The sequence below is a fragment of the Micromonospora sp. DT228 genome, from assembly GCF_049841595.1.
Lineage (GTDB): Bacteria > Actinomycetota > Actinomycetes > Mycobacteriales > Micromonosporaceae > Micromonospora.
Window position 1 is genome coordinate 1 of sequence record NZ_JBNCKO010000071.1, and the last position, 381, is coordinate 381.

At 72.4% G+C, this 381-nt stretch carries 1 pseudogene; it reads right to left on the reverse strand.

Annotated features, from left to right (window positions below):
* Positions 1-208, reverse strand: a pseudogene (locus ACLQ29_RS35455) (MFS transporter); the annotation flags it as partial.
* Positions 209-381: the final 173 nt, after the last annotated feature.

Sequence of the window (381 nt, forward strand, 5' to 3'; positions counted from 1 at the left end):
GGGCGAGCAGGCCGGCCAGGGCCAGGGAGTAGACGTCGCCGATCCAGAGGATCTGCTCGGCGGTCGGCGCCAGGCTCGCGGTCAGCGACGGCACCGCCAGGGCCAGCACCGTGCCGTCGATGGCGAGCAGGAGTACGGCGCCGGAGAGCACGCCGAGCGCCGCCCAGCGGCGCGCGGGCGACAGGGTGGACGCTGACGTGGGGATCATGGGCACGCCGAAACCGTACCGACGGGGCGGCCGGCTGTCCTATGAGCAGGGCAATCGGTGCCTCGGATGTGCCTCAGGCGTGCTTCAGGCCGGCGAAGACGACCGCGAGGGTATGGGCCTGCAACTGCTCGTCCCAGCCGCCCTGCACGGCTCCTTGGCAGAGGCTGGTGAGG